Source organism: Devosia riboflavina, assembly GCF_000743575.1.
Taxonomy (GTDB): Bacteria; Pseudomonadota; Alphaproteobacteria; order Rhizobiales; family Devosiaceae; genus Devosia; species Devosia riboflavina.
In genome coordinates this window covers 80,903-98,796 of record NZ_JQGC01000012.1, presented here as the reverse complement: position 1 = coordinate 98,796, position 17,894 = coordinate 80,903, and the positions used below count along the sequence as shown (strand labels likewise).

Annotated in this window: 20 protein-coding genes; 12 read left to right on the top strand and 8 right to left on the bottom strand. The window is 61.3% G+C overall.

Annotated features, from left to right (window positions below; all coding sequences use genetic code 11):
* The first annotated feature begins 333 nt into the window (after window positions 1-333).
* Complete coding sequence (locus JP75_RS25330; protein ID WP_051960693.1) at window positions 334-654, top strand: hypothetical protein; 321 nt, start codon at window positions 334-336, stop codon at window positions 652-654.
* On the opposite strand, the gene JP75_RS13655 is transcribed toward JP75_RS25330, so the two are convergent.
* The 6 genes from JP75_RS13655 to JP75_RS13630 all read right to left on the bottom strand — a co-directional run bounded on the left by JP75_RS13655 (window position 655) and on the right by JP75_RS13630 (window position 5,671).
* Window positions 655-1,053 carry a c-type cytochrome gene (locus JP75_RS13655; protein WP_084587675.1) on the bottom strand — a complete coding sequence of 133 codons (399 nt, stop codon included), beginning with the start codon at window positions 1,051-1,053 and terminating at the stop codon, window positions 655-657.
* Window positions 1,032-1,865, bottom strand: a complete 834-nt coding sequence (locus JP75_RS13650; RefSeq protein ID WP_035083849.1) for a WD40/YVTN/BNR-like repeat-containing protein — start codon at window positions 1,863-1,865, stop codon at window positions 1,032-1,034. The genes JP75_RS13655 and JP75_RS13650 overlap by 22 nt, the downstream gene beginning before the upstream one ends.
* A 58-nt stretch (window positions 1,866-1,923) precedes the next feature.
* Window positions 1,924-2,124 carry a heavy-metal-associated domain-containing protein gene (locus JP75_RS13645; RefSeq protein WP_035083847.1) on the bottom strand — a complete coding sequence of 67 codons (201 nt, stop codon included), beginning with the start codon at window positions 2,122-2,124 and terminating at the stop codon, window positions 1,924-1,926.
* A gap of 67 nt (window positions 2,125-2,191) precedes the next feature.
* A complete protein-coding gene (locus JP75_RS13640; protein WP_328769773.1) occupies window positions 2,192-2,494 on the bottom strand; it encodes a GNAT family N-acetyltransferase in 303 nt (100 codons plus the stop codon).
* Window positions 2,495-2,657: 163 nt separating this feature from the next.
* On the bottom strand, window positions 2,658-3,119 hold the full coding sequence (gene cueR, locus JP75_RS13635) for a Cu(I)-responsive transcriptional regulator (RefSeq protein ID WP_035083845.1): 462 nt from the start codon (window positions 3,117-3,119) through the stop codon (window positions 2,658-2,660).
* On the bottom strand, window positions 3,116-5,671 hold the full coding sequence (locus JP75_RS13630) for a heavy metal translocating P-type ATPase (protein WP_051960692.1): 2,556 nt from the start codon (window positions 5,669-5,671) through the stop codon (window positions 3,116-3,118). Before JP75_RS13630 ends, cueR begins: the two co-directional genes overlap by 4 nt.
* A gap of 559 nt (window positions 5,672-6,230) precedes the next feature.
* Between JP75_RS13630 and JP75_RS13625 the strand changes: the two genes are divergently transcribed.
* The 5 genes from JP75_RS13625 to JP75_RS13605 all read left to right on the top strand — a co-directional run bounded on the left by JP75_RS13625 (window position 6,231) and on the right by JP75_RS13605 (window position 9,397).
* The gene (locus JP75_RS13625; RefSeq protein WP_051960711.1) at window positions 6,231-6,713 is read left to right on the top strand and encodes a DUF305 domain-containing protein; all 483 of its coding nucleotides are present in this window, start codon (window positions 6,231-6,233) and stop codon (window positions 6,711-6,713) included.
* 113 nt (window positions 6,714-6,826) lie between these two features.
* A complete protein-coding gene (locus JP75_RS26575) occupies window positions 6,827-7,156 on the top strand; it encodes a hypothetical protein (RefSeq protein ID WP_035083843.1) in 330 nt (109 codons plus the stop codon).
* A gap of 58 nt (window positions 7,157-7,214) precedes the next feature.
* Window positions 7,215-8,462 (top strand): L,D-transpeptidase family protein, encoded by a 1,248-nt coding sequence (locus JP75_RS13615; protein ID WP_035083842.1) that lies wholly within the window; start codon window positions 7,215-7,217, stop codon window positions 8,460-8,462.
* Window positions 8,459-8,725 (top strand): heavy-metal-associated domain-containing protein, encoded by a 267-nt coding sequence (locus JP75_RS13610; RefSeq protein WP_051960691.1) that lies wholly within the window; start codon window positions 8,459-8,461, stop codon window positions 8,723-8,725. The genes JP75_RS13615 and JP75_RS13610 overlap by 4 nt, the downstream gene beginning before the upstream one ends.
* Before the next feature lie 93 nt (window positions 8,726-8,818).
* Window positions 8,819-9,397: a hypothetical protein gene (locus JP75_RS13605; protein ID WP_051960690.1), complete on the top strand. Its 579-nt coding sequence runs from the start codon at window positions 8,819-8,821 to the stop codon at window positions 9,395-9,397.
* Window positions 9,398-9,445: 48 nt separating this feature from the next.
* Here the strand turns inward: JP75_RS13605 and JP75_RS13600 are convergent, their stop codons facing one another.
* Together JP75_RS13600 and JP75_RS13595 are read right to left on the bottom strand one after the other, a co-directional pair.
* Entirely contained in the window at window positions 9,446-9,925 is a 480-nt protein-coding gene (locus JP75_RS13600; RefSeq protein WP_051960689.1) for a DUF305 domain-containing protein, read from the bottom strand.
* 41 nt (window positions 9,926-9,966) lie between these two features.
* Complete coding sequence (locus JP75_RS13595; protein ID WP_035083841.1) at window positions 9,967-10,752, bottom strand: glutaredoxin family protein; 786 nt, start codon at window positions 10,750-10,752, stop codon at window positions 9,967-9,969.
* Between the two features lie 400 nt (window positions 10,753-11,152).
* Here JP75_RS13595 and JP75_RS13585 point away from each other — a divergent pair, with 400 nt between their 5' ends.
* The 6 genes from JP75_RS13585 to JP75_RS13555 all read left to right on the top strand — a co-directional run bounded on the left by JP75_RS13585 (window position 11,153) and on the right by JP75_RS13555 (window position 17,852).
* Complete coding sequence (locus tag JP75_RS13585; RefSeq protein WP_035083837.1) at window positions 11,153-11,560, top strand: hypothetical protein; 408 nt, start codon at window positions 11,153-11,155, stop codon at window positions 11,558-11,560.
* Window positions 11,561-11,730: 170 nt separating this feature from the next.
* Window positions 11,731-12,690, top strand: coding sequence for an SMEK domain-containing protein (locus JP75_RS13580; RefSeq protein WP_035083835.1), 960 nt, complete (start codon window positions 11,731-11,733; stop codon window positions 12,688-12,690).
* Entirely contained in the window at window positions 12,683-12,925 is a 243-nt protein-coding gene (locus tag JP75_RS13575) for a hypothetical protein (RefSeq protein ID WP_035083833.1), read from the top strand. The genes JP75_RS13580 and JP75_RS13575 overlap by 8 nt, the downstream gene beginning before the upstream one ends.
* Window positions 12,915-14,627, top strand: coding sequence for a DUF2326 domain-containing protein (locus tag JP75_RS13570; protein WP_035083831.1), 1,713 nt, complete (start codon window positions 12,915-12,917; stop codon window positions 14,625-14,627). The genes JP75_RS13575 and JP75_RS13570 overlap by 11 nt, the downstream gene beginning before the upstream one ends.
* 68 nt (window positions 14,628-14,695) lie before the next feature.
* Complete coding sequence (locus tag JP75_RS25325) at window positions 14,696-14,980, top strand: hypothetical protein (protein WP_051960688.1); 285 nt, start codon at window positions 14,696-14,698, stop codon at window positions 14,978-14,980.
* Between the two features lie 391 nt (window positions 14,981-15,371).
* On the top strand, window positions 15,372-17,852 hold the full coding sequence (locus tag JP75_RS13555; RefSeq protein ID WP_051960710.1) for a heavy metal translocating P-type ATPase: 2,481 nt from the start codon (window positions 15,372-15,374) through the stop codon (window positions 17,850-17,852).
* Window positions 17,853-17,894 lie beyond the last annotated feature (42 nt).

The following is a 17,894-nucleotide window of genomic DNA, read 5'->3' as shown; positions in this document are numbered from 1 at the left end:
CGAAGACCCAAGCCGTTTGCTTTTGAGCCCGTTTTATGCTACAAAATCAGGTGCTTAGTAAACTCGTAGAGGTCAGAAATTATGTTGTCCAAGATCACCAGGACTATAAAGGTCCAAGTCGGCAAGGTCCAATTGAGCGCCCTTCGGATCGTTGTTGCGCTCAAGGAGCGCAACATGCGCGCTCGGCTATGGTTGAGGTGCCTTCCTTCGGAAGCGCTCGCCTTCTCGCGCCTCAACCATAGCCGAGGCTAATACAACATTTTTCTTGATTCTTCCAGTGACGACAAAGGGTTGTCCACGGGACATGTTGTAGAGGCCTGAAGGGCGCCATTCATGCTGAACGACCTCAAGACATTGGCAACCGACTTCTTGAACCTGAGCAGGGATGCGCTGCACATCCATCTCGGCCTCGCCATCTACGTCATCGCCATCCTTGTCTTCCGGCGTGGGCCGACGAGCGTCCTGCCCTGGTTGTCGGTGTTAGCTTTTGAACTGATCAACGAGGCCCTCGACTTGTTTCACGAAGTCGACTTCAGCGGGGCGATCGTCGATGTGGTCAACACCATGTTCTGGCCGACCGTCGCTTTGGTCGTGGCGCGGGTGCATCTTCGCTATCGGCGGACACACCCGGACCGTGAACGGGGGATGCGCTGACTATTGCGACCGCTGCGCCTGGGACTCGCGCACCCGATCCGGCCATGTACTCTTGATATAGTCGAGGACAGCGGTGATTTCCGTATCCGTCATGGTGGCGCCGAACGCTGGCATATCCGTTTCATAGCCCGGAGCTATGCTTGCAAGTCCTTCCTTGACGATACGGAAGAGCTGGGCGTCGGAATGATGCCATGTATGCCCCGTCTCGTCGTGCGGAGGTGCAGGCAGGCGACCGTTCGACAGCCGAGCCATCCAGTCCGGCTGACCCTCGAGCTCGACGCCGTGGCAAGCGGCGCAATTGTCCAAGTAAAGGGTCCTACCATCCAGCTCCTGGCCATCGGCCACGCCCATGAGCAAGGAAAGGGCGATCGGCAGCGCTATGGAACGAGCGGTGACCATGTCTTGCCGCCATTGCCGCTGGAAAGGACCTCGCTATCCGAGGTGACTGCCACCATCCGAGCGGGGTCATCAGGATCGAATGCCATGTGCAAGATGACAGCATCGGTGATCGGGGATGCCATCTCGAGATCGCTGCCGTTCAGCCGGTGAAGACCGAGGTTCGGGATGAACCCCCATACCGTTCCGTCAGGAGCCGTTTCTAGCGCCGTCACCGGCATCGCAATGTCAGTCGCCGCAGCCCAGGAGCGTCCGAAGTCGAAGCTCTCGTAGAGCCCTGTTATGGTTCCGGCATAGAGGTGGCCGGGATCATCGGCGGCAGCGGCCAGATCGATGAGGTCGTCGGGACCCGGACCGGCGACGGACCATGTCAGGCCGCCGTTCCGGCTCGCCTGTATGCCGCCGTACGAGCCGTAGAGCGTTTGCGGATCGGAAGGACTGACGGTCATGGCGTGGAAGTCGACCGGACCGTTCGCACCGGGAGAGAGTAAAATCCAGCCCGACCCAGCATGGTCGGCACCGATCACGCCTGTGTTGCCGCCCGACGCGGGATGGCCGCTGGCGAAAAGCTTACCATCGGTCGAGGTGGTGAAGCCCATGAAGTCGTCAGCCGTCGCAGAGATCATTGTCGCCATGCCCTCGGCGTCCACCGAATAGAGACCATGGTGCGTGGCGAGCAGGACGTCGTCCGAACCGGCAGGTAGCACCACGCCATGGATGTGAGACAGCTCGGCGATCGGTCGGGCCGGAGCATGCTCGCCCGCGAATGCCGCGGTCATGAAGAGGAGCGGAAGGACGGCAGCGCTTGGATGCATCGATTGACCATGCTTTCGGAGAAGGGCCGGCAGGCAGGTTCGCTGCCTGCCTAAAGGACTAGACCTGCAGTTCGCCAGTATAGCCAGCTTCGCCGATGGCGGCGACGAACGCATCCGCCGGTTTTTCGCTCTGAATCTCGACCTTGCGGGTGTTGACGTCGATTTTAACCTGGGCAGCGGCATCGACGCTCTTCACCGCCTTTTCGACCGTCGAAGCGCAATGGCCGCAGGTCATGTCGTTGACTTGGAAATTATGCATCGGTTCATCCTCGGTTGATGGTTACCTGAATATGGGGTTTCCAACGCTGGGAAGGTCAAGACCTTTCTCAGCCGGTTTTTTCCCAGTGATCGTCGCGCTGGCCCTCGATGGGTCTGAAAACCATGGCCATGCCGACCGAGGCAGGTGCTGTCTCCGCAAAGCCGAAGCGTGCATAGAGATGACGTGCGTCGCCGTCAGCGATCAGGCTGACATAGGCACCTTCGGGAGCCAGGGCATCGAGGCGTGTCATCAGGCTGGTCATGATGGACTTGCCCAACCCGAGGCCTTGATGGGCCGGATCGACCGCGATGTCTGTGATCTGGAAGAAGAGTCCTCCATCGCCTATCACCCGACCCCATGCCGACGACATGATCGGCGGAGCGGACAACGCACCCCAAAACGGAGTTCGGCAGTCCGATCGAAGCGCCCCTGCTGCTCTTGAGACCGAGGCCCGTGAGATCCCGAAGCCTCAGGTAGTCATCGATGGACGGCAGCTCCTCGGCGACACGATAGAGATCTTCCCCAAACACGGCTTAACCATGCGCACGGTCAGGGGAGATATCCAGCACGCCGAAACGTGGCTTCCGCTTCCGGGCAGCGACAGGTGCTTCGCCGGCAAAGCCATCAATGATTGGGCAGTCGGGCCGACCATCGCCGTGGCAGTTTTCGGCGAGGTGGCGCAGCGTCTCGCTCATGGCCGCCAAGGCCTTGGCTTTCTCGTCGAGAACACGGATGTGATCGAGGGCGATGGCCTTCACGTCCGCGCTGGCGCGGGAGCGGTCCCGCCACAGCGCGAGGAGGTCGGCCATCTGCTCGATGGAGAAGCCGAGGTCCCTGGCCCGGCTGATGAAGCGGAGGGCATGGACATCGTTGTCCAAATACACCCGGTAGCCGGATTCGGTCCTCAGCGGCGCCGTGATGAGGCCAATCGATTCGTAGTAGCGGATCATCTTGGTCGACACGCCACTGGCCTTGGAGGCTTGGCCGATATTCATGATGCGGTCTCCATCTGGTTGAATTCGAGCGTATTGGGTTCGGCTCCGTTGCCAGCGCCCTGTTTCACAGGGGGATGGAAGCCTCGAAGCCGCAAGGCGTTGCCCAGGACGAAAACGCCGCTCAGCGCCATTGCACCCGCTGCCAGGACCGGCGACAGCAGAGTGCCGTTCACGGGATAGAGCAGCCCGGCGGCCACAGGGATCAAGATCACGTTGTAGCCGAAGGCCCAGAACAGGTTCTGCTTGATGTTGCCGATGGTCGCCTTGGAAAGGGCAATCGCATTAGGAACACCACGCAGGTCGCCGGACATCAGCACAACATCGGCACTCTCGATAGCGATGTCCGTGCCTGTGCCGACTGCCAGGCCAACATCGGCTTCCGCCAGGGCAGGAGCGTCGTTGATGCCATCACCCACGAAGGCCACCGTGCGGCCGCCCTCCTTAAGCCGCTTGATGGCCGCGACCTTGCCGTCCGGCAGCACCTCGGCGACGACTTCGTCGATGCCAAGACGGAAGGCCACGGCGTGGGCGGTCCGGGCATTGTCGCCGGTGATCATCGCGACCTTGAGGCCGAGGTCATGCAGCGCCCGGATCGCTTCGCGCGAAGTTTCCTTAACAGGATCCGAAACCGCGATGACGGCAGCCAGTTGCCCGTTGATCGCCGCGTAAAGCGGGGTCTTGCCCTCATCGCCCAACCGGGACGCCGTCGTGTTGAAGGCGGCAACATCGATGCCAGCCTTGGTCATGGCACGGTCGGCGCCGACGAGGACCGATCGACCATCCACATTGCCGATGACGCCGAAACCGGGTTCCGCAGAGAAGCCGTCGACGGGACCACGCACAAGCCCCTCCGCTTCGGCAGCGGCAACGATGGCTTCGGCGATCGGGTGCTCTGACTTCGCCTCGACGCTGGCGACGAGCCGCAGCACTTCACGGCGATCGAAGCCGGTTACAACCTCGATATCGGTGAGTTCAGGCTTGCCCTTGGTCAGCGTGCCCGTCTTGTCGAGTGCCACCACCTGAGCCGAACGAAGGGTCTGGAGCGCTTCTCCCTTGCGGAAGAGGATGCCCATTTCGGCGGCCCGACCGGTACCGACCATGATGGAGGTGGGCGTCGCGAGACCCATGGCGCAAGGGCAGGCGATGATCAGGACGGCGACTGCATTGACCAGGCCGAAGGTAAGGGCGGGGGAGGGGCCGAAGATGAACCATGCGGCGAAGGTGAGGAGCGCCGCGCCGATCACGGCCGGCACAAACCACGCCGTAACCTTGTCCACCATGGCCTGGATCGGGAGCTTCGAGCCCTGTGCGGCTTCCACCATCCGGATGATCTGGGCAAGGATCGTTTCGGCCCCGATTTTGGTGGCCGTGAAGCTGAAGGCCCCTGTCTTGTTGATGGTGCCGCCGACAACCTCCGAGCCCGCCGACTTACGGGCAGGGACGGGTTCGCCGGTAATCATGGACTCGTCAACATAGGAGTTGCCGTCGACTACTGTGCCGTCGACCGGCACGCGATCGCCAGGGCGGATTTCCAGCACATCGCCTGCCACAACCGTTTCGAGCGGCACCTCCAAGGCAACGCCGTTCCTGACGACACGAGCGGTCTTCGGCTGAAGACCGACGAGCCGCTTGATCGCCTGGCTGGTGCGCCCCTTCGCCCTTGCCTCCAGGAAGCGACCGAGCAGGATCAAGGTCACGATCACCGCCGCAGCCTCGAAGTAGACGTTGCGGGTACCTTCCGGCAGCAAGCCGGGGAGGAAGGTGGCCACCACCGAATAAAGCCAGGCTGCACTGGTGCCCAGGACGACAAGCGAGTTCATGTCCGGCGCAAGACGGAACAGGTTGGGGATGCCTTTGCGGAAGAACCGGAGGCCGGGTCCAAACAGCACTGCTGTGGCCACCGCGAACTGGATGTAGAGGCTGTTGGCGTGGCCGAGACCCATCATGATCCAATCATGGACGGCCGGGATGAAGTGCGACCCCATCTCCATGCCGAAGAGAGGTATGGTCAGCACCGCGGAAAGCGCGAGCGAGTTCCGGAGGCCGATGATCTCGATGGCCCGACGATCCTCGGGCTCCGCGTCCGGGGTAACCGTTGCCTGTTGCACCACATCGTAGCCGCGGGCCCGCACCGCTTCCTCGAGCTGGGATCGAGTGACCGTGTCGGCGGGGTGGATCACGACCGCCTTTTCGGTGGCGAGATTGACCGAAGCCGATGCGACGCCGGGGACGGCGGTCAGCGCCTTTTCCACCCTAGACAGGCACGAGGCGCAGGTCATGCCCTCAATCAGCAGCTCGGTCGTTTCCGAGCGAACAGCGTAGCCCGCCTTCTCGATAGCGGAAACCACGCCGCGTGGATCCAGTGCACCCGAGAAGTCGACAGTCGCCCTTTCAGTGGCGAGGTTGATGCTGGCCGATGCCACGCCCGGCACCGCACGGATGGCCTTCTCCACACGGGACACGCACGACGCGCAGGTCATGCCTTCCACCTGGAAGTCGAGCTTCGCGGCGGCGGTGCCGACTGGCGTCTGGAGATCGGATGCAAGCGACATTTCGACAGTCCTTTGGATCGACTGTCGACATAGGTAATTCTTCCAACGATTGGAAGGTCAAGAGGCAATGTCGATCGATGAACAAGGTTCGGGACGGTCACGGGGCGCTTGACCTTTCCAGGGTTGGAACAGCCAGGACTCCGCGACAGTCGTGCAGCGGTTGCACGATAACCGCTTCCGCACCGGCGGAATCGTCAAGGACCTCATTATGCAAAACGCCAATACCGACACGAGGCGGTGGGCGGCGCTGGCGCTCTCTGCGCAGCGCAGTTCATCGTCATCCTCAACACGTCCCCCATGGGCGTGGCGCTTTCCGCCATCCAGGTTGACCTGGGGTTGCGCGCCTGAAGGCCTGAGCTGCGAGGAGGCGAAGATCGAGGGCAAGGCGTACTGAGACTTGACCCATTGACCTTGCCACCGTGGAAACCTTTATGGTGGCAAGGTGAGCCATCGCCGGCGTTCGCAAGCGGTGATGGTCGGAAATCAACCGGCAGGACCGACAGGGCCCTGATCAACGCACCCGGAGACGATCATGACTGACCATGCGCAACATTCAGGAATGGGTCATGCGACTCATGAAGGAGGCGATCACAAGGGGCACGGGCGTCCGTATCTCATGTTCTGGATCAACATGATCCTTGGCTTAGTCGTCATGTACTTCGTCATGTTCTCGATGATCGACGGCTGGCCCGATTTTCGGAACAACCTGAACATGTTCTACATGGCCGTGACCATGTGGGCGCCGATGGGCATTTTCATGCTAGCGACAATGCCGGGTATGTTCCCGAACCGTAGGATGAACATCGTCCTCTATCTTGCATTCGTACTGCTCACGGTGCTGTCCTTCTGGGGAACGAGAAGCCAGGCCCTAATTGACGACCGTCAGTTCGTCGACAGCATGATCCCGCATCATTCCGGGGCCATTCTCATGTGCCGCGAGGCCGACCTCGAGGATCAGGAATTGGTCGACCTGTGCGGCGAAATCATCGAGGCGCAGCGCAGCGAGATTGAACAGATGGAAGCCATCGGCGCGAGGCTGTGATCGCCCCGCCATCCAACGCGACCGGAGTCTCCATATGCGTCATTCGTAATGTCGCCCGATTTTCTCGTGATAAGCAGGTCAACTGAACAGGCCAGGCTGCGTCCGTGAAACCGATGTCGATTATCCGCCTCGCCCGCGGGCTGCTGCCCGCTTTGTGCGCTGCCATGATCCTGATGATTTCAGTGCAGGCCAACGCGACGGCTTTTGCAGCCATCGATCCACCTCCTGTGGTCGAGGGCTACGATCACCAGCATCACGACGGCTGCGGCGGAGAACCGCTCCATGCCATAGGGTGCTGCTCCGTCGCCTTCTGTGCTCCCGATGTGGCGGCAGCGGCAGCCGAACCTTATGCTGCAAGGCATGACCACGGTCTGGATCTCGATCTTGCCGCGACCGGCGCAACTGTGCCGAAAGGTCTCTTCCGTCCTCCGCGTGTCGGCTGAAGCCGCGGTCCGGGCTCCGGACCGGCAATGCCAACGATCCAAGCCACGGAAGACAGAAATGAAGAGAAGAGATTTCCTGCGGCTGCTGCCATTGGGTGCGGCTGCCAAGTTGCCCATGATGCAGCCTGCCCGGGCGCAGTCGCTGTGGGACATGATGAACCAGACCCGCACTCTGACAGATGCAGAGCGGGAAGCGAACAGTGCCGCCGCGATCCAAGCCATCGATACTGTCGAGCCGATCCTCAGCTACGACACGGCCAACAACCTTCAGATGGCGATTGCCCAATACGAGCCCTTCGTCGCCCGCGGCGGCTGGGAGCAGGTGCCGCAGGAAACTTACGGCGTTACCATGGGCGTCAACCGTGATGGCGTGGTGCAGCTCAAGCGGCGGCTGCTCGCCTCTGCGGACATGCCCATGGTGGACAGGGTCGACGATGCAATGGACGCTCCGACCGACGCCGCCTTGCGACGCTTCCAGGCTCGCCATGGCCTGCAGGTAAGCGGACAGGTCGACGAAGCCACCTGGTATGCCCTCAATGTTCCGGCCGAGACCCGACTGCACCAGCTTCGTCTCAACCTGCTACGGGTGCAGAACATGGCGTCGGCGTTGGCAGACCGCTACGTCGTGGTGAACATTCCCGCGGCCTTCATCGAGGTTGTCGAGGGCGGGATGGTGCAGCGCCGGCACACCGCTGTGGTTGGACGCATCGACCGGCAGACGCCCATCCTCAAAAGCCGTATCCACCAGATCAACTTCAACCCGTACTGGAACGTGCCGGTCTCGATCATCCGCAGGGACTTGATCAAGTACATGAACGAGAACCCGAACTACCTTACCGAGCAGAAGATCCGCATTCTTGACGGCAACGGCCAGGAGCTCCAACCCAGCCAGATCAACTGGCAGACCGAGGAAGCGGTGAACTACCGGTTCCGCCAGGATCCGGGTCCGCAGAACTCGATGGGGAACGTCAAGATCAACTTCCACAACCCCCATGCGGTCTATCTGCACGACACGCCGACCAAAGGCCTGTTCGGGGAGAACGCCCGGTTCTATTCGTCAGGATGCGTCCGCGTCGACCAAGTGCAGGACTTCGTCGGCTGGGTGCTGCGCGACAACGGAGACTGGGGGCCGGGTGAGGTCGCCAACGTATTCGCCACCGGCGAGCGGAAGGACGTCGAGGTGACCAACCCTCCGGAGATCCACACGACCTACATCTCGGCGTGGGCGAACCGGAACGGGGTCGTCAGTTTCCGGGACGATGTCTACGAGTTCGACATGGCCGGCAAGGTCACTTTCGAGGCATGAACCGCCCGGAGAAGCTCACCTTCCAGCTGGCGGGCATGGGGTGCGATGGCTGCGTGACAGCCGTCGAGAACGCGGTGATGGTGTTGCCGGGCGTCGCCTATGTCGGTGTATCCCTCAGTGCAGGAACCATGACCGTGAGGCCGGGGCCCGGATTCGATCCTGCAGCCCTGGCAATCGTGGTCGCCGGGCTTGGCTACGGGATCGACGGCGAGCAAGCCAGTGGCGCAGACTGCCCGTGCATCGGATACAATCGAACAGCGTGACCCTAAGCCGAACCTGCTGGGCGATCGAAAGGTCAGTGATAAGCCGGCGACCAGTCGTTGACACGGGCCTCAGAAAGATGAGGAGCAGCAGCCGTGTTTCGTCCCGATCTGTCGAAGGAACAGCTCCTCGAGATCATCGGCGCCATGTCGGAGGACGATGTGGCTCGATTTCTTTATTGCCAGGAGATGGCCGGTACCTATTTGGCAGTTGGCAAGTTCGAGGACATGCTGATCAGCGCCATGCAGATGTGCGACCGGCTCAAGGTGCAGCACAGGCTCGGTGAAGACGCCGACCGGTGGGACAGGTTCGTGGCAAAACGGGCCACGCTTCAAGGTTCTACCTTGGGGTCCCTCATCAAGCTGCTCGAAAAACACGGGATCGCGGCGGAGGACGTCAGCTACCTGAAGTGGATCAAGGACAAGCGCGACTACTTCGTACACCGCCTGTTCCATGAAGGGGTGTGGCCCGGCGACTTGGACGGGGAAGACTGCCGATTCATGAGCAGGCGTTTGCTGTCCATACAGCTTTGGCTCTCCCGGGCGGAACGCCGGATCTGGATCATCTTCGAACGCGCCGGGCTCCTGACGCTTGATCGCTTGCGAGATGGCGCGTTCCTGGCAGTGAACTCGGACCTTGAGAACCTGCTCCGCGGTAACGACGACGAGTCATAATGGCCGCCATCGAACCCAACTACCTCGCGAGGCGGCGTTCGATGGCGATCAACCCGTTACGATCGTTTTACAAGCCGATTCGGAAGCGCCTTCGCCCGAGAGCCAGCCCAGCATTTCGGCAATTTCTGATTCCTGCGCGTCGATGATCTTCTGCGCCATCTCCTTGGCCCAGGCATTGTCGCCATGTTCAAGCTCGGCCTTGGCCATGTTGATGGCGCTCTGGTGGTGCGGGATCATGGCGCAGACGAATGCCACGTCGAGGTCCTCGACCATGCCTGCCTGCATCATCAGCCGGTTGTTCTCGTCCATTCCCGCCATCAGGTCAGAATGTGGCTGGTCCATCTCGTGATCCATATCCATCGGTGCCGATGCAGGAGCTTCCGCGGATAGGCAGATCTCGGGCCATTGGGCCACCGATGGCATGTCGACAGGTGCGGCAGCAGTGCCGTGACCGGCATGTGCATCCTGCGCCAATGACGGCAATGTCGACATGCCAAGGACGGCAAGGGCGATAATGGTGTGCTTCATCGTTTGTCTCCGTTGTCCAAGGGGGGTCGCGTGCGGTGAGGTTACATCGCGTGTCCGGCGGGAATGATCCCGAGAGCGGAAAGTCCCATCCAGACGGCCATTGCGATCATCATCAGGTTCTCGGTGAGCGAAACGAACCCGAGAGGCACGTTGCTCGACCCACCAACGCAGGCGCACTTGAGCTCCCGCCTGTCGATGTAGACGGCCTTGAACACTGAAACGGCCCCGACCGTCCCGATGAAGAGGGCAACGGGCACCGAAAGCCAGGTCAGCGCTCCGGCCACCATCAGGATGCCCGCAAGACCTTCGGCATAGGGATAGATGTAGCTGTAGGGCACCCAGCGCTTGGCCAGCAGGTCGTAGTTCAGGAACATGGTCGCGAAGGTCTCGACGTTCTGGAGCTTGAGCAGCGCCAGGACCACCATCGAGAAGCTGATGAACCATTCCAGCGCCCGGAGGGTGAGAGGGTTGCCGCTCACCGCAAAGCTCGCTGCCATGGCGGTGAGGGCGGTCATGGCGAACAGCACCGCAACCGGGCGGTAGGTGGTCGCCTTGGGGTCCACGACCGTCTTGCCCAGAAAACGTCGCGTGTCGTCGTAGCCGCCGATCCGCCTGCCATCGACGAACACCTGAGGTGTCGTCTTGACGTCGTGCTCGGTCTTGAATGCGTCGGTCTCTTCGCGGGTGGTGAGGTGGTGATCCTCGACCTCGTAACCGGACCGCTTCAGCAGATCCACGGCTTTGAGACCATAGGGGCAGGTGTGGCTCGGCATCACCATACGATGGATAACCGCCTTCTTGCCGGCGTTGGCCACCACGGTGGACATAGGTTTGCTCCTTGTCGAATTGCTGTCGTGCTTCCTTTCTGCACCTTCCCATCATTGGAAGGTCAATAGCCCTGCGGACGAGGATGGTAAGAGGAGAGTGGACGCTGATCCGACAGCCGTCGCTGCAGCCTTGCCCATGATCGCCACCATTATGATGGGGGATCAAGGCTTTCCCGCCTGGAATGATGGGTGATAACCACCAACCAGTGGCTTTCATGGTGGAACGAGGTCACAAATAGAGTTGCGATGGCAATTAGCCGCCAATTCAGGTCCGATGATATCGAGTCGACGTCATTAGAGGTGTTGTAACCATCACTATGTCCCGATTGATGGCAACTTGGGGTAAACCCTTTCGCAAGATGCCGAATGCACAATGACGAGGCACCTTCGGAGAGATGGGATGCCTCGTCGAGTGGCTTTCGAGCCGGATGTAACTTTGGGAGACCTTTTGGTCTTGGCTCGTCTGGGGGCACTGGTCCACGGAGACGAGGCCGTCTTTCCCACCACTGCGCTCAAGCAGCAGACCGGCGCCAGCAGCACGCGTATCAGGAACGCCATGATCCGCATCGCCGACGTCCTCGGCCCGGTGGAGGTCGACGGCAACAAGCGTCGGACCCAGAGACCGAATGGCAGGGGTCGGAACTTCGGCGGCGCCGGCGTCCTCGCGAGCATGCTTATCGAGATCGCGCAGGATGAAGAGACGGATCAGGACCGGCTTCGGCACGAGATCACCCGGCTGGTCGACCACCTCGATCACCAGCGCCAGCAGGGGGCATTCAAGAGGTCGCGGACACCCCCGCGGTTCTAGAAAGTCCCGAACGTTCGTCCCGGGGCGGGGCTGGCCGCAGGGGTGGGACTGGAGGATGTCAACGACCGGTTGCATTGGTTCACCGGCCCGTAGAGCATATGGCGAAGTGCGTTTTGGCTGATGGCAAGATTCGCCGCCGATCCCGGTAACGATCAAGGAGACGTTCCTGCATGAACCGCAAGTCGCTCCTCGACGGCATAATCCACTACCTATCCATCCTCAGGGTGTCCGTGGAGCTTCACAACAGCCTCAACCACCAAGACATCAACGTCGTTTCCGAGAACTTCTTCCGTGACTTCCTGAACCTGGCTTTCGGATACGAGCTGAAGAACATCAATATCGTGGAGAAAAATGCCCGGGCGATCGACCTCGGCGATGAGGACGCCCGCATCGCCATCCAGGTGACTTCGACCGCCGGCATGCCCAAGATCAAGCACACTCACTCCGGTTTCGTGGCGGGTGGACTGGACGCCAAGTACGACCGACTGGTGGTGCTGGTCATAGGCGAGAAGAAGACATACAGGCAGGACAGCTTGGGCGGTGGTGACGTGTTCGCCATGTCGATCAAGGATGATGTCTGGGGTCTCGATGAGCTCCTCGCACGGATCGACGACCTGCCGCCCGAGAAACTCGTCCAGTGCTTCGACTACCTGAAGGCGGGTATATCGACCCGGCAACCGCGTGAAGCGAACGAGGTACTCACGCTGCTGCGCCTCATCGAGGTGTTGAGCGAATCCGAGATCGAGGCGGTCGCTGGGGACATTCGGGTCGATCCGGACCCGGAAGGAAAGATCAACGCCCGCTTCGCCGACCACGCCGATTTCCTGAAGCGGCAGTTCACCGACCTTCATGCCCTCTATGGAGCCACCCTGGCCGAGGTCTCCGGCCAGTCCGACATCGGTCATGGTCGCATGCTGAAGCTCCAGATATACCTGACGAACTGGAGCGACCGGGTCCTGCAGGAATGCGTCGGCAATCCCGAACAGGCCTTGGAGACGATGGTGATGCGGATCATGGAGAAGATGGGGGACGGGACTGCGGGGTTCGACGAGAGCGCGGTCCGCTTCTACCTCATCGACCAGTTGATCCGTTGCAACGTGTTCCCCAACAAGACCGCTGCCCATGCCTAACCTGTTCCTCAAGGATGAACCGTTGGACAGGGCCCCGGCGATCGTCGGGTTCGAGGTCATCCGTTACGTCCGTACCGCCGGCAAGGGGCGGGTCAGCATCTTCGACGTCGTCGACCACTTCAAGCGGGAGCGCTGGTTCACCTCCACGGCCTTCTTCTATGGCCTGATCTTCCTTTACGCGGTCGGACTGCTCGAGTTCGAGGAACCCTACCTGGTAGCACTCGATGCGGATTGAGCTCCTCTACACAGAGCCGGCAACGATCGAGCCCATCGAGTTCGGTGACGGTGTGAACGTCTTACTCGGTGAAAGCGACGATACGAGCTCCAAGAACAACGGGGTCGGTAAGTCCCTGTGCATCGAGTTCATCAACTTCGCGCTGCTGAAGAAAAAGTCCGACAGCCGGGTCTCGAAGATCCCGAAGGAAGCGTTCGATCCTTCCACCTTCGTCTGCGTCCGCTTCCGGCTGCACGGCGAGGTATACACCATCAAACGATCCTTGGCGGAATCCGAGCAGCCCAGGATCATCGTGGACGGCAGGGAAATCATATTCGCAAAGCGCGACGATGCCACCGACTTCCTGACACAACGCATGTTCCCGTTCGAAGGGGCCGGAGCAGTGAATTTCCGCGAGATGCTCGGCCCTCTCATCCGGGACGAGCGTTCCGAGTTCAAGTCCATCGTTTCCTACTTCGACACCCGGCTGAAGGTGCCGGAGAACTATGCTCCCCACCTGATGCTGCTGGGCATCGACCTAGGCATCTACCGTCTCATCAAGGAAATCCTGAAGGAGATAGACCTGATCGGTGCGGAGGAAGCCCGTATCCGGGAGAACGTCCTGCTTGTCCGCCAGAAGACCATCGACGACGCGCGTTCGGACCTGAATGCGCTGGACGAGGAGGTGCAGAGCATCAACGACGCCATCGAGGCCCTCGAGACGGCGCCTGCCTTCGACATCGTTCAGGCCGAGATGCTGGCGATCGAGGAGGAAATGGCGGCGCTTCGGCGCCGGAAGGAAGTGTTGTCCCAACGGTCCGCGCGTCTGGCCCCTGTGGCGGCGAAGCCCTCGATCGACAGCGAGGAGATCCGGCACTTCTACGACGAATTGCGTGCCGGCTTGGGGACGGTGGTCGCGCGCGACCTGACTGAAGTCATCTCCTTCAAGGACAAGATCGAACGCTTCCAGCAGCACCTGCTCGAGGAGAAGTCCAAGGTGGTGGACGTCGAGCTCAAGGGTCTGAACAGGCAATTGTCCGACCTCGACCGGCGGTACTCGAAGCTACTCGCGGTTCTGGACCAGGAAGGGCAGCTCCGCAGCCTGCGGCAGACCTACGCCTCCTATCAGGTCAAGAGCGACGAGCTCGGCCAGTTGAAAGGATTCCTCGAGCGCTACGATCAGCTGGCCGTCGAGAAGCAGCAGAAGCGGTCCGACAAGGAAACCGAGCGGCTGCGACTGCAGGGAAGCATCGCAGCCGCTCGCGACCGGCTGAAGTCGGTCGAGAAGACCATCCTCGACATCCACCAGTTCATCCAGGGCAACCGGAAGGCTTCTTTCGATGTCCGCACCACTGCCAACAAGCAGGTCGTCGACATTGTCCTTCGTATCGACGACGACGGCAGTCACAGCGTCGAGCGGGAAAAGGTCTTCATCTACGACATCGCATTGCTGTTGAACGACTTCGCCAAGGTGCGGCATCCAGGCCTGCTGGTGCACGACAACATCTTCGATGTCGACGAGGACACCTTGAACAAGAGCCTGGAATTCCTGCTCACGCGAGCGGAGTTCGAGGAGGAGCAGCAGTATATCCTGACGCTGAACGTTGACCGGATCGCCCATGCCGAGGACGAGGTTTGGTTTGAGGATCTGCAGCGTTGCGTAGTGGCGTCCTTCACCAAGGCTGAACGATTCCTGCGGACGACGTATCAGGAAGTGCGTTGACGCCGGGAAATGGCGAAGGGCCGCATGTGAGAATAGAGAGAGCGGCAGTCGAGCATTACGGGACCTATTTGAAGGACAAGTCGCGTCCTCCCAGCCGAGGCGGCAATAAGCGCGCCTGGCATCAACATGTCATCACCATCGCCGGCGAGAAATATTCGTTTCTGGCGCCATGGTCCGGCAAGTTCGTTTATAGCGGCGAGACCGTGAGCTTCGATTGGGATTGGGACCAAACCGGCAAGTATCGCAATATCGACGGCAGGACACTGGTGGCTTGGAACTCCAGTGGGGAGCCGCAGATGAACATCTCAATCCATCGTTGGCTATTGCCGTTGTGTTCACGCTGCTCGCACTGATGCTGTCCATGCATCAGGCAGGTGCTGCCGTTCATTTGGCCGAGCACGGGATCGATGCGGTCGCAGTTGGTTCCGACAGGGCACGATACGCCCGATGCGATTGTGTATCCTTGGCGGGATGCGACGTCAGGACGATCCGCGGATAGCTCATGTCCAAGACTACCATCTCGAGGTGCGGAGAGGTGGCATACTCAGGAATGAAGGCCGTCTCGACCAAGAGCATCTTCCTCTCCTTGTCACAGTAGCTCGTAGCCTTCGCTCGGTGGTATTTGTGTCGATCCCAGCCCATAGTCGCGGACACGCGTCTGGCGATTGTCTCTTGACCTTCCAACAGTGGGAAGGCGCACGCTGGACAACGACGATTCTCGAGCACTTCCCGGACGAGGTAAATATGGCCAGCACGAGCAAAGACCAACACCGTCTCTCCCTGGGTGCCTCAAAGGAGAATGACTCAGGTAGCGGTGGCCGCGAGCATCACCGGGCGGGGCATCATCACGAACACGGCCCCGACCACTTGGGTCACCATCACGGGCCGGAGCACCCACATGTCACGGAGGCGGCCCCGGCCGACACAGCGCATCGGGTGAAGGACCCGGTCTGCGGCATGATGGTCGATCCCCACACAACGCAGCACAAGGCCGAGCACGCGGGCCGACCATATTACTTCTGCTCGGCGGGATGCCGCTCGAAGTTCATGGCCGACCCGGAACGTTACCTCGACCCGGCCGTCGCTGCGGCCAAGGCGGAGCCCGTTCCCGAGGGGACGGTCTACACTTGCCCCATGCATCCGGAGATCCGGCAGATCGGCCCGGGTTCGTGCCCCATCTGCGGGATGGGGTTGGAGCCGGTGCTGGTCAGCCTCGAAGCTGAGCCCAATCTGGAACTGATCGACATGCGGCGGCGCTTCTGGATTGGGCTGGCGCTGACGATTCCAGTGTTCATGCTCGAGATGGGCGGCCACCTGATCGGCCTCGACCACCTCATCAGCCAACGCGACTCGAACTGGGTCCAGCTGCTCTTCGCCACGCCGGTGGTGCTCTGGGCGGGATGGCCCTTCTTCCAGCGCGGCTGGCAATCGCTGGTCACGCGCAACCTCAACATGTTCACCCTGATTGCGATGGGGACGGGCGCGGCGTGGGTCTATAGCATCGTGGCGACGCTGGCGCCGGGCATCTTCCCGGATGCCTTCCGCCAGCCGGATGGCTCAGTCGCGGTCTACTTTGAAGCGGCTGCGGTTATTACGGTGCTGGTGCTGCTCGGGCAAGTACTGGAGCTGCGTGCCCGCGAGAGCACCAGTGGCGCGATCCGGGCGCTGCTTGATCTTGCGCCCAAGACCGCCCGGCTAATTCGTGATGATGGCACCGAGGAAGAGGTTCAGCTCGACAGCGTCCATGCCGGTGACCGCCTGCGGGTCCGGCCCGGCGAGAAGGTGCCGGTGGATGGCGAAGTCCTCGAGGGCCGCAGCGCCGTCGACGAGTCGATGGTGACCGGTGAGTCCATGCCGGTCACCAAGGAGATCGGTTCGAGGGCGATCGGCGGCACAATGAACCAGTCCGGCGCGTTGGTGATCGAGGCACGCAAGGTGGGCCGGGACACCATGCTGTCGCAGATCGTCCAGCTCGTCGCAGAGGCGCAGCGCAGCCGTGCACCCATCCAGCGCCTCGCCGACCAGGTATCGGGCTGGTTCGTGCCTGCAGTGATCTTCGTCGCCGTACTCGCCTTCATCGCGTGGTCGATCTGGGGCCCCGAGCCGAGCTTCTCCTTCGGCCTTATCGCAGCCGTTTCCGTCCTCATCATCGCCTGTCCTTGTGCGCTCGGCCTTGCAACGCCGATGTCCATCATGGTCGGCGTCGGGCGCGGCGCTCAGAATGGCGTCCTGATCAAGAACGCCGAGGCGCTTGAACATATGGAGAAGGTGAACACGATTATCGTCGACAAGACCGGCACACTCACCGAAGGCCGGCCGGCGGTGACTGCCATCATTCCGGCGTCCGGCTTCACCGAGGAGGAGGTGCTGCGCCTTGCCGCCAGCGTGGAGCGGGCGAGCGAGCATCCGCTGGCGCTCGCCATCGTGCGTGCAGCCGAAGAGAGAGGACTGGTGATCGCACCAGTTGCAGATTTCGACTCGCCCACTGGCAAGGGCGCGCTTGGTGTGGTCGAAGGCAAGACAATCCCGCTTGGCAATGAAAAGTTCCTTGCCGAACAAGGGGTCGATGTCGCCCCGCTGGCCGAGCAGGCAGACAGGTTGCGCGAGGATGGAGCAACCGCGATTTTCATGGGCATCAATGGACAGGTGGCGGCGATCTTTGCCATCGCCGATCCGGTCAAGGCATCGACGCCGGAGGCGCTCGCGGCGCTGAAAGCACAAGGCATTCGCGTGGTCATGCTCACCGGAGACAACTGGACGACAGCGAAGGCCGTCGCGCGTCAGCTCGGCATCGACGAAGTGGAGGCCGAGGTCCTGCCCGATCAGAAGAGCGTGGTCGTGCAGCGGCACAAGGCGGCCGGCGAGGTCGTGGCGATGGCCGGCGACGGGGTCAATGATGCGCCGGCACTCGCAGCGGCGGATGTCGGCATTGCCATGGGCACCGGAACCGATGTTGCGATGGAGAGCGCGGGCGTCACCCTGCTGAAGGGCGATCTTGTTGGCATCGTGCGGGCGCGGCGGTTGTCGCAGGCGGTGATGGGCAACATCCGGCAGAACCTGTTCTTCGCCTTCATCTACAATGCGTTGGGCGTACCGGTGGCGGCTGGGGTCCTCTACCCGTTCTTCGGCATTCTCCTCTCGCCGATCATCGCCGCGGCAGCGATGGCGTTGTCATCGGTGAGCGTCATTGCCAACGCCTCGCGGCTACGCGCCACCAAATTGTAGGAGATCGAGCTGACCGATACGCTTCAGGAGGCTGGAACCTCG

Excerpts from the sequence above, each read along its gene's own strand:
- JP75_RS13610 (WP_051960691.1), top strand. The coding sequence starts at position 8,459 with ATGAACCGCCCGGAGAAGCTCACCTTCCAGCTGGCGGGCATGGGGTGC.
- JP75_RS26575 (WP_035083843.1), top strand. The coding sequence starts at position 6,827 with ATGTCGATTATCCGCCTCGCCCGCGGGCTGCTGCCCGCTTTGTGCGCT.
- JP75_RS13615 (WP_035083842.1), top strand. The coding sequence starts at position 7,215 with ATGAAGAGAAGAGATTTCCTGCGGCTGCTGCCATTGGGTGCGGCTGCC.
- JP75_RS25330 (WP_051960693.1), top strand. The coding sequence starts at position 334 with ATGCTGAACGACCTCAAGACATTGGCAACCGACTTCTTGAACCTGAGC.
- JP75_RS13575 (WP_035083833.1), top strand. The coding sequence starts at position 12,683 with ATGCCTAACCTGTTCCTCAAGGATGAACCGTTGGACAGGGCCCCGGCG.
- JP75_RS13640 (WP_328769773.1), bottom strand. The coding sequence starts at position 2,494 with ATGTCGTCGGCATGGGGTCGGGTGATAGGCGATGGAGGACTCTTCTTC.
- cueR (WP_035083845.1), bottom strand. The coding sequence starts at position 3,119 with ATGAATATCGGCCAAGCCTCCAAGGCCAGTGGCGTGTCGACCAAGATG.
- JP75_RS13655 (WP_084587675.1), bottom strand. The coding sequence starts at position 1,053 with ATGGTCACCGCTCGTTCCATAGCGCTGCCGATCGCCCTTTCCTTGCTC.
- JP75_RS13650 (WP_035083849.1), bottom strand. The coding sequence starts at position 1,865 with ATGCATCCAAGCGCTGCCGTCCTTCCGCTCCTCTTCATGACCGCGGCA.
- JP75_RS13630 (WP_051960692.1), bottom strand. The coding sequence starts at position 5,671 with ATGTCGCTTGCATCCGATCTCCAGACGCCAGTCGGCACCGCCGCCGCG.
- JP75_RS13600 (WP_051960689.1), bottom strand. The coding sequence starts at position 9,925 with ATGAAGCACACCATTATCGCCCTTGCCGTCCTTGGCATGTCGACATTG.
- JP75_RS13580 (WP_035083835.1), top strand. The coding sequence starts at position 11,731 with ATGAACCGCAAGTCGCTCCTCGACGGCATAATCCACTACCTATCCATC.
- JP75_RS13595 (WP_035083841.1), bottom strand. The coding sequence starts at position 10,752 with ATGTCCACCGTGGTGGCCAACGCCGGCAAGAAGGCGGTTATCCATCGT.
- JP75_RS13625 (WP_051960711.1), top strand. The coding sequence starts at position 6,231 with ATGGGTCATGCGACTCATGAAGGAGGCGATCACAAGGGGCACGGGCGT.
- JP75_RS13645 (WP_035083847.1), bottom strand. The coding sequence starts at position 2,124 with ATGCATAATTTCCAAGTCAACGACATGACCTGCGGCCATTGCGCTTCG.
- JP75_RS13585 (WP_035083837.1), top strand. The coding sequence starts at position 11,153 with ATGCCTCGTCGAGTGGCTTTCGAGCCGGATGTAACTTTGGGAGACCTT.
- JP75_RS13570 (WP_035083831.1), top strand. The coding sequence starts at position 12,915 with ATGCGGATTGAGCTCCTCTACACAGAGCCGGCAACGATCGAGCCCATC.
- JP75_RS13555 (WP_051960710.1), top strand. The coding sequence starts at position 15,372 with ATGGCCAGCACGAGCAAAGACCAACACCGTCTCTCCCTGGGTGCCTCA.